Source organism: Mesorhizobium sp. M1169, from assembly GCF_040318345.1.
Taxonomy (GTDB): Bacteria; Pseudomonadota; Alphaproteobacteria; order Rhizobiales; family Rhizobiaceae; genus Mesorhizobium.
The window spans coordinates 1-13690 of sequence record NZ_JAMYME010000072.1 but is presented as its reverse complement, the minus strand read 5'-3'; the positions used below and the strand labels follow the sequence as shown (position 1 = coordinate 13690).

Below are 13690 nucleotides of genomic sequence, written 5' to 3'. Positions count from 1 at the left end.
GGTGACCGACAAGTTCGAGGCGTTCGGCTGGCATGCGCAGCGCGTCGACGGCAACGACATCGAGGCGGTCCGCAAGGCCTTCGACATGGCGCGCGGCCTGAAGGAACCTCGTCCGCGTGTGATCGTTTGCGATACGCGCATGGCCAAGGGTGTGCCATTCCTGGAAACCCGCGACATCACGCATTTCATCCGCGTCGAACCGCACGAATGGACGTTAGCGCTCGAAGCTTTGGAAAAGGGACGTCCGCGTTGAGGTTGTCAAAGTTCGCGCCGCGCCACGCCGCCAATGCCGGTGAGCGCAAGACCACATCGGCGATGATCGCGTCGATCGCGCCCGATGGCGTACCGACACGCAATGCGCCGTTCGGGCACACACTGGCCAGACTGGCGCACCAGCGGCCCGGGATAGTTGGCCTGACGGCGGACCTCGCGAAATACACCGATCTCCATGTCTTCGCACAGGAGCATCCGGACCGCTTCTATCAGATGGGCATGGCGGAGCAGGTGCTGATGAGCGCCGCCGCCGGCTTGGCGCGGGAGGGTTTTACGCCCTTCGCCACCACCTACGCCGTCTTCGCATCGCGACGTGCCTACGATTTCATCTGCATGGCGATCGCCGAGGAGAAACTCAATGTGAAGATCGTCTGCGCCTTACCGGGGCTGACGACCGGCTACGGCCCCAGCCACCAGGCGACGGAGGACATCGCGATTTTCCGCGGGATGCCGAACCTGACGATCATCGACCCTTGCGACGCGCTCGACATCGAACAGGCCACGGAGGCGATCGCGGACTACAACGGGCCGGTCTACATGCGGCTTTCGCGCGGTAAGATTCCTGTCGTGCTCGACGAAGACGACTATACATTTGAAATCGGCAAGGCGCGAATGCTGCGCGAGGGCGCGGACGTATTGTTCATTTCCAGCGGCCTGATGACCATGCGCGCGCTGGAGGCCGCGAAGGCGCTTGAAGCCGACAGGATCGGCTGCGCCGTTCTGCACGTTCCGACGATCAAACCTCTGGATACGGAGGCGATACTCGCTGCCGCGCGCCGTTCGGGACGGCTGGTGGTGGCGGCGGAGAACCACACCATCATTGGTGGCCTTGGCGAAGGCGTTGCCGCGCTGCTGATGCGCGAGAGAGTGACCCCAGTCTTTCGCCAGATCGCCCTGCCCGACGAGTTCCTCGACGCTGGCGCGCTGCCGACGCTTCACGATCGCTACGGGATCTCAACTTCCGAGCTCGTGCGCCGCGTCCGCATTTGGAGCGAATGAGAAGTAAGAGCTCTCCCCACACAACAGTTGAGTCATCGACCTTGACCTTGCCCCTCTTATCTAATCCGGTTTGAAGTTCGTTCTCGCCCATCGAGAGGACCAGGACATGAAACGTAGCCGCTTCTCTGAAGAGCAGATCATCGGAATTTTGAAGGAACATGAGGCCGGGGTATCGGTTGCCGATCTGTGCCGCAAGCACGGGGTCAGCGACGCCTCGATTTACAACTGGAAGGCCCGCTTCGGCGGGATGGATGTCTGCGAGGCTCGGCGACTGAAGGCTCTGGAGGACGAGAACACGCGGCTGAAGCGGCTTTTGGCCGACGCCATGCTCGACAATGCCGCGTTGAAGGATCTTGTGGGAAAGAAATGGTGACGCCCGCGGCCAAGCGGAAACCTTTCCAGCGACCAGATCGATCAACTTCAACGCCGACTGCAACGGACCAGGCGATCAAGGAAAGGTGCATCATGAAGCATTCGGGAGCCGACAATAGCCGACGCCATTCTCGACCGGATCATCCACAACGCCCATCGCATCACCCTCGAAGGCGACAGCATGAGAAAGCAAAAAACACCGCCGCCCTTGACCGGCGCCGAAAACGGCGAAATCAATCGCAAATGACTTCAACCAGACAACCGAGCGCCGACCCCATCCTGCTGTCCGCGATTAGTGAAACTGCTGTCCGCGATTTAGCGGAACGACTGTCCCGTTTTTGCGAAATACGCACGTCCGACGCAGCTTGCGTTGACAGAGGCGGTTTCCGCGCAGTTGCAATAGCACTTCCGCCGGCCTATTTTTGTGGAGTTCAATTGTGCTTCGGCCAAGGGCGCTTTGGGCGCCGGACCGGCCCCGTGTAAACCTCATTAAAGAGAGACGAACCCTGCCATGGAAGAATTCTTATCGCGCATCGCCACTGGTGCCGGCATCGGCCCGGCTCTCGCAGAGAAGGCCGTTGGGTTAATGCTGGGTTTCCTGCAACGCCACGCGGCCGACGGTCCCGTTGCGCGCATGATCGCGGCCATTCCCGGAGCTTCGGAATTAGTGGCGAAGTATCATGGCAACGACCCAGAGGGCGGAGGCGGCCTCATGGGGCTCGGCCAGCAATTGATGAGTGAGGGTCTCAGCATTCTAAAGATCGCCGCCATCGCCAACGAGACGATCGCCTTCGCCAAGGAACATGCCGGCGACGAACTCGTGGACGAGGTCCTCAATTCCGTTCCTGGCCTTCCCCAGTTCGTCTGATCAGCGGCAGCCGGGGGCGCATGACCTCGTGCGCCCGTGCCGGCCCGTCTGCGCAGGTAGGCATTCTCCGCCGAGCGCTCCGTACCGATCTCGCCAGACCACCAACCGCCGGGCACGCGAAGCGAGCGTTGGAGTACTTCATTCGTCTGTCCCAAAATCGACCGCAGGCGAACCGATGTGTATAACTTCCGGCGGTAAGGGTTTATCGTGAACGCTTTCGATGAAGCCCGCGAGATAAGCAAACGTATTGTATTTCTCAAGAACCAACCGCTTCGCCTCTTGTATTGCGCCGCGACGCTCCTTCCAGAGGTCCGAGTCGATGATTTCTTGAATTTTTTGGATTACGTTCTTGTCCTCTGGGTCAATCAGAACCATTGAGTCGGAAGGGAAGAACCTCGTGATTGCCGGGCTGCCGTAATAGATCGGCATTGTTTCAGCAACGAAGCAGTCCATAAGCTTCTCTGTAAAATAGTAATCAGCACGAGTATTCTCGAAAGCTATACTGTAACGGTACGGTGCGAGTGCGTCCCATTTATCTCCAATCAGCCGAAAACCTCGGCCGAACAGGTCAAAATCGAGCTCCTCTCTCAGCCGTTCCAGAAACGCCAGCCGATATCGATGCCCTTTAAGCAGGGCGATGTTACTGGTAATCCATGAGAGCCGAAGCGGCTTGTCCACGACTTCGCTGACCAGAAGTTGGTCATATGTCTTTGTTACAGACCAAGACCGAGTGATAGGTGGAGACAAAACGAATCGGCGCTCTGCATTCTGCCGAGCAGCCAGCTCTGCGTCAGACGTCAGGACGATGGTATTTTTCCCTTGCCCTTCATGAAATGCGCGATGAGCTTTCGTCGGCGGTTCGCCGATTGCAAAAATTGTCCTGTTTGGACTCGCCTCGATATCAACAGGGAGCCCAAAAATAGAAGCAGAGTTAAAGACAATATGCCAATCGGGCGCGAAGGATGTCCTGCGTACAAAAGCGACATTGTTCCAGATTCCACTGCCCTTTGGAGTGAGATGGTGGATTGCATCATCCAAAACGCCCCAAGAATCCAGACATGTAGCAACAATGGGCGCCGGACGTTCCGTCAACAATTTGGTCGACAAAGCAGTTCCACCCCATTCACTTCCGTTGGACCGGGAGCAACTCGTGCATCGGGCGCAAGACCTCTCTGCGCCTGAAATAGCTCGCGATCCTGATCGGTATCAAACACACGATTCTGTGCGACTTCGCGATTCTGTGCGACTTCGCGCCATTCGACAACTCATCTCTAAGACCGCGGGAATCCCTTCACCCGTGAAGGTACTCAATCGCCATTTCGGATTGCGGTAAGATTGGGCAGCATAAACCTTCCGGGACCCGCTGTCGAGGCAATTGTCGCTTTGCACCTAACCAGGTTCTTCCTCACTTTGTGTGGTGATCAGGCCGGTTGAGTGGCAGCATGCGTGCCCTCTAAAATATGGAAGTTGACTACATTCTTATTATTAATCGGGATATACGACCAGTTTAGAGGCGGCTCGCCTCTCACAGGCGACGTTTGCAGCGGCGACGGCAGATCGAGATATTGGCGGGTTGATGCCGGGGCTTTGTCCGAAATCTGTGGTCCGATTTCGGACGAAGTGACGGTCAAGATGTCCGAAATATGCTACGAATTTCGGACAAGCTTCACACACAAAGCGCCGCGGCTTTGCCCGACATCATCGATATCGTCATGCAGATGGGCGATGCCGACCTAGCCTCGTCCCCCTCCCCTTCCAGCCATTGCCAATCCCAGCCTGCCTGCGCAGCTTGAGGCGCTCGCCGGCCGCGCGCGCGATTATATCGAGGCGGCGAGTTCGGCCAACACGCGCCGCGCCTACGCAGCCGACTGGAAGCATTTTTCGAGCTGGCGCCGGCGCCAGGGCATCGAGATGTTCCCGCCCGATCCTGAGGTCGTCGGGCTCTATATCGCCGCCTGCGCGTCAGGTACGGCCACTGGCGACAAAAAGCCCAACACCGTTTCAACCATCGAGCGCCGGCTTTCGTCGCTCTCCTGGAATTTTGCCCAGCGCGGCCAGCCGCTCGACCGCAAGGACCGGCATATCGCCACGGTCATGGCTGGCGTTCGCAACACCCACGCCTCCCCTCCCCGGCAGAAGGAAGCGATCCTGCCCGAGGATCTGATCGCATGTTCGAGACCCTCGACCGCGGCACGCTGCGTGGTCTGCGCGACCGCGCCATGCTGCTTTTGGGTTTCGCCGGCGGCCTTCGCCGATCCGAAATCGTCGGCCTCGACGTCGGCAGGGATCAGACCGAGGACGGGCGCGGCTGGGTCGAGATTTTTGCCGATAAGGGTCTGCTTGTCACATTGCGCGGCAAAACCGGCTGGCGCGAGGTCGAAATCGGCCGCGGCTCCTCCGACGCCACCTGCCCTGTGGTCGCTCTGCAGACCTGGCTAAGACTGGCGCGCATTGCGCACGGACCGCTGTTTCGGCGCGTTGCTGGTCAAGGCAGAGCCGTCGGTGCCGATCGCTTGAACGACCAGGAGGTCGCACGCCTGGTCAAGCGCACGGCGCTCGCCGCCGGCGTGCGCGGCGATCTGTCGGAGGGCGAACGGGCCAAGAAATTCGCCGGCCACTCACTGCGCGCCGGCCTCGCCTCGTCGGCCGAGGTCGACGAACGCTATGTGCAAAAACAGCTCGGCCATGCCTCCGCGGAGATGACGCGAAATTATCAGCGCCGGCGCGATCGTTTCCGCGTAAATCTCACCAAGGCGTCCGGGCTCTGATGCCCCCGTTTTGTCCGCTGGGATGAGGCGGTCAGATCCCAGGCGATAACAATACCTCATCGAGCACAGGGAGCGCTGTATCCAGACTATCGGCGGCCGACGCTTCGTAGTCAGGCATGATCATCAACTGCGTTATGGCACGGCCCACAAATTCCGGGTTTAGCTTTTCCAACCGATCCTTGGTCCGGGAGACCTGTTCCGGGAATGCGCGCAGATTGAAGCGAACAAATGACGAGGTCTCTTATCCCCGACACGAATAGCTCGCGATCTCATCGGGATTTCCCTTACCGCCATAGGCAGCTTGAGTGGGATAAGCGCAGATCGGCTGGTGCTTGCCGGGGAATGCCTTGCTGCCAGCCGCGAGAGAATCCGGAGCCTTGTCTTGGTTTATCCAGCCCTCGATGGCGGCCAAAGGATCAAAGTCGTCGAAGGCTTGGCCATCGCCGCAGTGGGTCATCCCCGGGATTATGAACATGCGCACGAAACGGCGAGTCGCTTCCAAATCGCCGCCGCTTGTGACCTCGACGACTTGCTTGTACCAGCGCACCAGATCGTTGGCTGAGAAGACCGGATCGGAAAGTCCCTGAAACAAGAGCAGCTTTCCACCGTGGGCACCGAAGCTGGCGAGATACGTGCCGGTCGCATCATTGAGCTTGGCCGTATCCGCAACGCGTGCCGGATCCTTGTCGAAGTCGAACTTCAGGGGGTCAAAATTCGGCGCCGGGGGCGTCATGAAGTAGTATTGAAGCGAGCGGGCTCCCAGAACGATGTTATTTGCATCCGACTGGGAAGTGGGGGAATTGCCCAGCTTCCACATTCTCCAGTCCGCGCCCGCAACGCCCGTATCATATGGCCAATCGCTGTAAAGCTTTTCGCCATCGGAGCTTTCCGGACCCGCGAACGCGCGGCTCATGGCCTGCACTTGACCAGCCGTGAGGCAGCTGTCCGTCTTATCGCCTTGGCAGGACAGGACCTTTGGGTCGAACCGGCACTGCTGCCAGGCGTTGATGACGCCATCCTCAATGCCATCGCGAGCATCACAGGCAGCGAGAACCGCCTTGGCGACGATGTTCAGATCCTGCTGGGAGAAGGCGCGGGATAGAATGGGATGGCCGGCCTCATCCTTGGGAGCGATGCTCATGTACTGGCGAGTATCCCAAGCTTCGGCAATGTTGGCGGCACTGAGACGAAAACCCGGGCTACCTGCAACAATGCCGTCGAACTCGAGCGGATATCGCTGAGCCGCTATCAACGCCTCACGACCGCCATTCGAGCATCCCATGAACACCGACTTTTTCGGAGCCGCCCCATAGAACTTTGCAATCACCTGCTTCGAGACCGAAGTGACTTTGCCAATGGAGGCGTACGCAAAATCAATGCGTGCGGCTTGATCGACCCCGAAAGCCGGATCGGGGCTTGGGTGCCCGCCATCCATGCTTACAACAGCGTAGCCGCGCAAGAGCCCGGGAGCCGCGGTCGAGTTCCGGCAAGGAATGGTCCCGACGGCCGGCGCCAGGAAGCCATCAACTGCGCCGCCGCCCTGGAAAAGGAACATGTCGTTCCAGGTCGTCGGAAGACGCACCTCAAACCGGGTGCCATATGATTGACCATCGACCCCCTGGCGTTTCCCGATAACACCTCGGACAAGGCAGTGCCCGCCCACTTTTACCGCCTGAGGCGAGGCGCCGGTGAATGCAGTGAAGGGATCTGCGGGGATCTCCTGCGGCTTTTGAAGGCTAGCCTCGGTAAAGATCACGCTTGGAATTTGGAGCTTGGCGATGGACCGGCACGCCTGATCCGACGCGTTTGCCGCCAGTGCAGGCGCACATACAAATATGATCGCCAACATCAGTGCCAGCGTGCACCCGCGGTCCCGCAGCTTGAGCCCGTTAGCCAAGAACATACCCATCCTCCCTGGATGCGCCCGATAGCCCGAAAGCTGATCGCATTGGTAGCTAGTTGTGAGCTTTCAGTAGCTTGTCCATCCGGTCCGAACCGGGAAAGCTGAGATTATCGAAGCTTCAGTGACTCCAGGGGGACCGGATGAACATCCATAAGAATACCGGTCTGACGCCGCTCGGTCGAGAGCGGATTTTTTGCGCCTGGGCGCGCCGGCAGCACCTCGGAGGTGTTGCCGCCTGATCCGCAGACCGTCGGCCTCTACATCACGGCCTGTGCATCCAGAAAGGTTACAGGAGACAAGAAACCAAACTCTGTGGCGACGATCGAGCGCCGTCTCTCCTCCCTGGCGTGGAATTATACGCAGCGTGGCGAGCCGCTCGATCGAAAGGACCGCCATATCGCCACCGTGCCCGCCGGCATCCGTAACAGCCACGCAAAACCGTCTGTGCAGAATGAGGCCATACTTCCCGAAGACCTGATCGCCATGCTGGAGACGGTGCTCCGCAAGACCCATCAGGTCGCCCCAGGCCAGAGCAACCGGCTCGTCCCCGGGGAGGACGAAACGGTCGACCACTCCGCTTGTTCGACTTGTGTTCGGGCGACTATCCCGGCTTCTATGCATCGCGCTTCGGCGCGGCGAGCTTTGTCCAACGCGCCAAGCCTTTGAACCGAATCGCTGTAGACGGAAGTCGCGGCGAGCTTCGCGTTGTTGATCGGAGCATCGAACCAGGCGTCGTATCCGCGGTATCCACCCCATCGTCTGTCGCGCAATCTGTTGGCGAGCGCGTCCTCAGCCGTTCGATCGCGGCCGTCTTTGCCGCAAACTATTATATGGCGGCCGCCGATGCCATTCGGGCGCGCAATATCTCAGGGGTTGAAGGATCGTCGATCAGTTTTCCGATGTCTTGGCGGGCCGCGATGATCTGCACATGACCCTACAAAGATTGCGCGTAGTAGGAAATACTGGTGCAACTGGTCACCCCAGGCGTCAGGATAATCGTAGAACCAATCGAACGAATGCACGCATCGCGGTTTGCCTATAGCACTGCTCTCCTGTCCCGATAGCGCAAATTCGCGGTTACCTCCGGCCACGAACAGTCGGACCAATTTTATTTGTAGGTTAGACCTTCGTCCTCGGCAAGATTGGCCAAGCGATGACTCGCTGCTGAATTGCCGGCCCGCGCGTGATGAGCGCGAAGGCGTCAGGTGCCCCCGCCGTCAAGACTCAAGCCGCAACGTAATCAGGCGGGAGTGCCTTCCGCTAGGTGGGGATGGACTGGCCGCCGAAGTCAGAAGCAGCAAGCCTGGAGCATGATGGAAGACCTCGACCATGTGAAGCAGGCCGTGAAGGGCGACCTAGCCTATTTGCAGCCACCTGCTCAAAGCCGCGACATGAAGCCAGCCGCCAGCCTGCTAGTTCGACAGCAACCGTTCAGCTTGCTGCCGCCGACCGCTTGAAAACGATGGTCACCTTCGTCCCTTTGTTGGCGCTGGACTCGACGGCTAAGTGGGCCTTGGCGTTCTCGGTCAGCGATCGCGCGATCAGCGCTCCGAGCTTGCCTGGTTTGGGCCACACCTCGCCTTCCGGCAGGCCGATTCCGTCGTCCGCCACTATAACCCGGCAGCCGTCGCCATCGACGACGCTGTGCAGTGTTATCGTGCCGCCATCGCGGCCCCGGAACGCATGCTTTAGTGAATTGGTCAGCAATTCGTTTACGACCAGCCCGGCCGGCATGGCGACGTTTATTGACACGGGATATGTATCCACCTTCATATCCAGGCGGATCCCCTCGACTGCATGCGAGCTCATCACCGCGGACGCGATCTGGCTGAGATAGACGCCAAGATCGACCTCCTCCTTCGGCTCGTCGGCGGTTAGCGTCTGGTAGAGGATCGCCAGAGCGTCGACGCGACCGGCGAGCCGCTCAAACCGTCTCCGGTCGGCCTCGGTCGCGTTGCGGCTTTCCAGCCGGATCAGCGCGGTGATCATCTGCAGGTTGTTCTTCACCCGGTGCTGCAGTTCGCGCAGCAGCGTGTCTTTCTCGCTGACACGCTCCTCGGCCGAGCGCTGATCTCCCGCCTCGCCGTGAGCCGATACGTCGACCAGGGCCACCAGTCGGAAGCAAACCTTGCCGTTGTCGTCTTCGATCACGTTGGAATAAACGTCGACGATCGCGGGTTTGTCCTCGCCGCGCTCCAGCCTGAAGGTGCCGACCAAATCGGTTCCCTCGACCACCGCCTCGGCTAGCGGCCTGTCCTTTTGCTGATGGAGGCCCGTGCCTAAAAGGGCCGCCCAGTTTTCTTGGGTGAGCCTGGCGGCCATCAGGCCTGAGAGTTTCTCGAATTCCGGATTGGCGTAGACCACGCGCTCTTCACCGGCAAGGTCCGAAACGGCTATGGCGATCGGCACCTGGTCGAGGAATTTCTTGAACTGTTCGCTTTCCAGTGCGGTTGCAAGGTCAGGTGTATCAAGTAACTGCTCGACCGCCTCAGCCTTCTCTGAATCCGATGTCATTTGCGCGCCTGTTCTGTGCGGATGATATCAACAATGCGGCGAGCCCGCCATCGCCAAAACTGGAGCTGCATCTCACGTTTCGCATCACGCATCTGACAACCAGCTCTGCATCGCGTAACGGCCGCACGTCCAGCATTGCGACCGGCCGAAGGAGAGCGGCAAGGATCGGCTAGAATCCAGGTGCCTGGAATGTCGAAGCGACCGGTCAAGTGGGTACGCTGCGGAAGATCGATAGAGCAGGCATTCAGGGAGAATGAGTTCGCGTGCCGGCCTCGGCGATACGTGCCGACACTGTCAACCTCATGACCGCATGCGGGCTGAAAGAGCAGCGCTTCGCTCCAGCGGTAATTCAGGCCGCTAGCTGCCTAACTGCGGCAAGCCCATCGATCGTGTATGTTGAGACGCTATTGCCGATGCCTAAATATCGAACCCGTCATGGCAATCGTTGTGACGGGAAGCGCTCGCTTATGGGCTGTGCTGGAATGCGCATGAAGTATACGCCTGTGCGCCGCTTCGTTGATCTCTTGGCCTTCGAGGAAGTCGTCAATCTCATCGTATGTGAGACCGGGACGAGGTTCTCCAGGTCGGCGGTCGGGATCTTTTCAACAAGATCAGACGGAGCGCCCAGATACACTGCCAAGGCGCGAACTCTGCGCTTGTTCAGCCCGGAAAGAGGAAGAATGTCTGCGGCACCATCGCCGAACTTGGTGAAGAAGCCCATCAAGGCCTCGGCTGCTTCGAAGCGACTTCTGAAAAAGAAGTGTGGGTTTGCTCTCATACCCTTTGCTGAAAAATGTTGTCATAGAGCGCATGGAATGCCACGCGCTTCGAATCGGAGTAGCCATCCGGGAAGCCTGAAGCCCCTTTGAAGCGCATGTCCGGCAGCTATTCATAGCGTGGATGACTTTGATCGAAACAAACGATTTCATAACTCTTCGGAAATCTTGCATGGACAAAAGCACGTCCGCACCGATCACCCATCCAAAGGAGAAAATCTTCCATGCGCCCTGACGTGCAGTGGAGGTCGTGCCGAGAAGTGAGTTGCAACTGGCCGATCATGTCGGCGGTTCGACGCTAGTCGTCCCCAATGTTCCTGAGCTGCGAAGTCTTGCAGGCGAGCCAGCTGCCCAGCGCGATTCTGCTTGTGGCGGGCTTTTTGCCGCAGGCAGTCCGCTCGTTTGGGCAGCGGATTGGAGACCCGGCCGGCAGCGCTACCATACAACATCAGCGCACTTTACATCTACGCGGTATTGCCGGGCTTCCAGTCGGTGCCATGTTTGGCCGACGAATGACGCGATGCGGCCTCCTGCACAAGCGAAGGCGTTATCGGATGTGCGACCGGGAAGCAGGCGGACAGTGCAGCACATGTCACTCGCCTGTGCGACGGTCTTTCGGGGAATGAAATCGGGCCAGTTCACGGCGCGGCATTATTCGTCAACAGCCGCCCCTTCGCAAGGATATAGGCAGCCCGCGTCACAAGTTCGTGCTGCAGATGAAAACGGCATCGCCGGCATGCAAGTCAGCAGCCGCTCAAGATTCGATGATCCAGCCAAGCTCTCGGCGTCATGGAACGGCAGGCGCCACGATCGAAGCATCTCATGTTGATTCAGGCGGACCCTTATGAGGCGTTCTTTGATGCCGGTGATGCCTGACAGGCGGTTGCAGCTGCAAGCGACAACGCGGCCTATTTAGTTGGAAACGGTCTGAGGCAGGCCAATTTGGCTTGCCCGTCACTATGTGGAGAAAGAAATGCTGTGTCTAGGAATTAGCGGCGGACTTGACCAAGTCCATGAAAACCGATTCGAGCTTCGGAACGCCTTTATGCACGATGGCGCCGCGGTGCTCGTCCGAGACGGACGGGTGATAGCAGCCGTCGAAGAGGAACGCCTCAATCGGATGAAACACTCCAACAAGCTCCCAATTCGTTCGATTCAATACTGTCTGTCAGCGGCGGGGGTTCAGCTCAACGACATTGATCGTGTCGCGCTCTACGCCAGCGAGCCCTATGCCAACGCCATGCTTGAAGGTATGTCCGCATCCCACCCGGACATTCTCTCCATTCCGTTGGATGCTAAAACGTTGGTGCAGGATCTGTTAACGCGTGAGTTCGGCACTAAGTTGGACAGTTCGCGTATTTCATTCGTAAGTCATCATCAGGCGCACGCCGTGAGCGCCTTTGCAATGTCGGGCTTCGAACAAAGTCTCATTCTAGCGATTGATGGCTCTGGTGATTTCCTATCGGGCCTCTTGGCGGTAGGGTCTGGCACAGAAATTACGCAACTCGAGGCTTTCCCCGAGAACAATTCTCTTGGGCTGTTTTATCTCGAGACGATCCGCTATCTCGGCTACGGCTTGTTCGACGAGTATAAGGTAATGGGACTCGCGCCCTACGGCGACCCCGCTCCCTATCGCGAGCTCTTCGAGCAGTTCTACGAGCTCTCCGCCAACGGCGGTGGCTACCGTGTTCACCTCGACCGCATCGGTCCGGCGTTGCTCCGCAATATCGAGGTCAGGCGAAAGGGAATGCCCTTCACCCAGCAGCATCGAGATGTGAGTGCGTCACTGCAGGAAGCGCTTGAGCGGATCGTGTTCCACATTCTCCGGCATCACCGTGAGGCCACCGGCATGAAGCGGTTGTGCCTGGCGGGGGGGGTGGCCCACAACTGCACGATGAACGGTAAGCTGCTGTATTCAGGGCTTTTCGACGACATTTTCGTGCAACCCGCGTCTCACGACGCTGGCTGCGCATTGGGAGCTGCGCTGATAGTCTCTAACGAGATGGGCCGCCCCGCGCCGTGTGAGCGACTGCAGGAGGTCTATTGGGGTCCTGATCTCGGGACCGAGCGCGCCGTGCAACAGGAACTGAATGCATGGGCCGGACATCTCGAGGTTGAACGCTCTGATGACGTGGCAAGCAGTGCAGCCGACTGGATCGCCAACGGCGCCGTGATCGGCTGGGTGCAGGGTCGTTCGGAGTTTGGGCCACGTGCGCTGGGCAACCGCAGCATTCTTGCCGACCCTCGGCCCGCCGCAAACAAGGACCGGATCAATGCGATGGTCAAGAAGCGCGAAGGCTATCGGCCCTTCGCGCCATCTGTGCTGGAGGAGGATGCGAGCGAATTTTTCGACCTCCCGGACGGTAGGCACGAATTTCCATTCATGAATTTCGTCGTTCGCGTGCGTGACTCAAAGCGCGCCTTGCTCGGTGCCATCACGCACGTCGACGGTACCGCTCGCCTGCAAACAGTATCGCGCAACGCCAATCCCGCGTACTGGGAGGTCATCAATGCGTTCAAGAAGCGCACAGGCACTCCAATTCTGCTCAATACGTCCTTTAACAACAATGCCGAACCGATCGTGGATTCGGTTGCAGACGCGATTGCCACCTTTCTGACGACAGAGCTGGATGGACTTGTGGTCGGGCCCTTCCTGGTAAAAAAGCGGGCTGCAACGCTGCAGGATTGGACTGCGCTTGCGGTTTCGTTGCCGCCCTATGTGTCCCTCCATCAAACCCGCGCTTACAAAGCGCCAGATCGTCGGGAGACTCACTGCGAGATCAGCACGACCCACTTCAGCAGTGACAGTGTACGAATTTCACACGACTTGTTTAATCTGCTGATGCGGATTGAGGGCGAAGCCGTGTTGGGAGATCTCCTCAATACAATTGCGCCGGATCAGGCTAAGCGTGAAGCTCTGATGGAGGGCCTGCGACGGCTGTGGGAGCAGCGCCTCGTTCGATTGCATCCCTCACAAGCTGCTCGCATGGATCAAGACCGCGATCAAACGCTGGACCAGCATAACAGGCTCTCAGCGTGATAGAGGTGCCGCTATCCAAGCTCGGCGAATAAAGGTGTTCATCGACGCCGCCCGGCCCCGAACCCGGGGGAGGGGGTGGACGTGAAAACAAGGGTGTTTAGTAAACCTGATGTTGGGCGCCCCCGGCCCGCCGAAAAAAACGCCAGCGGCGGGGGCGTTTTTAACACCAAGAATCGG

The 13690-nt window shown here is 59.0% G+C and carries 8 protein-coding genes and 5 pseudogenes; 8 read left to right on the top strand and 5 right to left on the bottom strand.

From position 1 onward, the window contains the following. The 5 genes and pseudogenes from NKH41_RS32790 to NKH41_RS32770 all read left to right on the top strand — a co-directional run. Positions 1 to 253 (top strand): thiamine pyrophosphate-binding protein (locus tag NKH41_RS32790; protein ID WP_502898625.1); only part of this gene is annotated, 253 nt, incomplete at its 5' end. Beyond that, complete coding sequence (locus NKH41_RS32785; protein WP_502902221.1) at positions 250 to 1272, top strand: transketolase family protein; 1023 nt, start codon at positions 250 to 252, stop codon at positions 1270 to 1272. The genes NKH41_RS32790 and NKH41_RS32785, both read left to right, overlap by 4 nt. Before the next feature lie 106 nt (positions 1273 to 1378). Then, positions 1379 to 1665: pseudogene (locus NKH41_RS32780) on the top strand (transposase); the annotation flags it as partial. Between the two features lie 79 nt (positions 1666 to 1744). After that, positions 1745 to 1891: pseudogene (locus NKH41_RS32775) on the top strand (ATP-binding protein); the annotation flags it as partial. A gap of 264 nt (positions 1892 to 2155) precedes the next feature. Continuing rightward, positions 2156 to 2512, top strand: a complete 357-nt coding sequence (locus tag NKH41_RS32770; protein ID WP_352453730.1) for a hypothetical protein — start codon at positions 2156 to 2158, stop codon at positions 2510 to 2512. Positions 2513 to 2650: 138 nt separating this feature from the next. Here the strand turns inward: NKH41_RS32770 and NKH41_RS32765 are convergent, their stop codons facing one another. Continuing rightward, positions 2651 to 3619 (bottom strand): glycosyltransferase family 10 domain-containing protein, encoded by a 969-nt coding sequence (locus NKH41_RS32765; RefSeq protein WP_352453731.1) that lies wholly within the window; start codon positions 3617 to 3619, stop codon positions 2651 to 2653. A 536-nt stretch (positions 3620 to 4155) separates the two neighbouring features. Between NKH41_RS32765 and NKH41_RS32760 the strand changes: the two are divergent. Next, positions 4156 to 5280 (top strand): annotated as a pseudogene (locus tag NKH41_RS32760) (site-specific integrase). A 241-nt stretch (positions 5281 to 5521) separates the two neighbouring features. Here the strand turns inward: NKH41_RS32760 and NKH41_RS32755 are convergent. After that, the gene (locus NKH41_RS32755) at positions 5522 to 7129 is read right to left on the bottom strand and encodes a tannase/feruloyl esterase family alpha/beta hydrolase (protein WP_352706972.1); all 1608 of its coding nucleotides are present in this window, start codon (positions 7127 to 7129) and stop codon (positions 5522 to 5524) included. Positions 7130 to 7374: 245 nt separating this feature from the next. Here NKH41_RS32755 and NKH41_RS32750 point away from each other — a divergent pair. Further along, a pseudogene (locus tag NKH41_RS32750) lies at positions 7375 to 7693 on the top strand (integrase); the annotation flags it as partial. Positions 7694 to 7695: 2 nt separating this feature from the next. Here NKH41_RS32750 and NKH41_RS32745 read toward each other — a convergent pair. The 3 genes and pseudogenes from NKH41_RS32745 to nadE all read right to left on the bottom strand — a co-directional run. Continuing rightward, positions 7696 to 7953: an aminopeptidase gene (locus NKH41_RS32745; protein ID WP_352453904.1), complete on the bottom strand. Its 258-nt coding sequence runs from the start codon at positions 7951 to 7953 to the stop codon at positions 7696 to 7698. 661 nt (positions 7954 to 8614) lie between these two features. Then, entirely contained in the window at positions 8615 to 9697 is a 1083-nt protein-coding gene (locus NKH41_RS32740) for a sensor histidine kinase (RefSeq protein WP_352690164.1), read from the bottom strand. A 404-nt stretch (positions 9698 to 10101) separates the two neighbouring features. Then, positions 10102 to 10433, bottom strand: a pseudogene (gene nadE, locus NKH41_RS32735) (NAD(+) synthase); the annotation flags it as partial. 1013 nt (positions 10434 to 11446) lie between these two features. Between nadE and NKH41_RS32730 the strand changes: the two are divergent. Next, entirely contained in the window at positions 11447 to 13513 is a 2067-nt protein-coding gene (locus NKH41_RS32730) for a carbamoyltransferase family protein (protein WP_352690166.1), read from the top strand. Positions 13514 to 13690 lie beyond the last annotated feature (177 nt).

Bases quoted from the DNA above. Each gene is read 5' to 3' on its own strand.
- NKH41_RS32755 (WP_352706972.1), bottom strand. From the start codon at position 7,129: ATGTTGGCGATCATATTTGTATGTGCGCCTGCACTGGCGGCAAACGCG.
- NKH41_RS32770 (WP_352453730.1), top strand. From the start codon at position 2,156: ATGGAAGAATTCTTATCGCGCATCGCCACTGGTGCCGGCATCGGCCCG.
- NKH41_RS32730 (WP_352690166.1), top strand. From the start codon at position 11,447: ATGCTGTGTCTAGGAATTAGCGGCGGACTTGACCAAGTCCATGAAAAC.
- NKH41_RS32740 (WP_352690164.1), bottom strand. From the start codon at position 9,697: ATGACATCGGATTCAGAGAAGGCTGAGGCGGTCGAGCAGTTACTTGAT.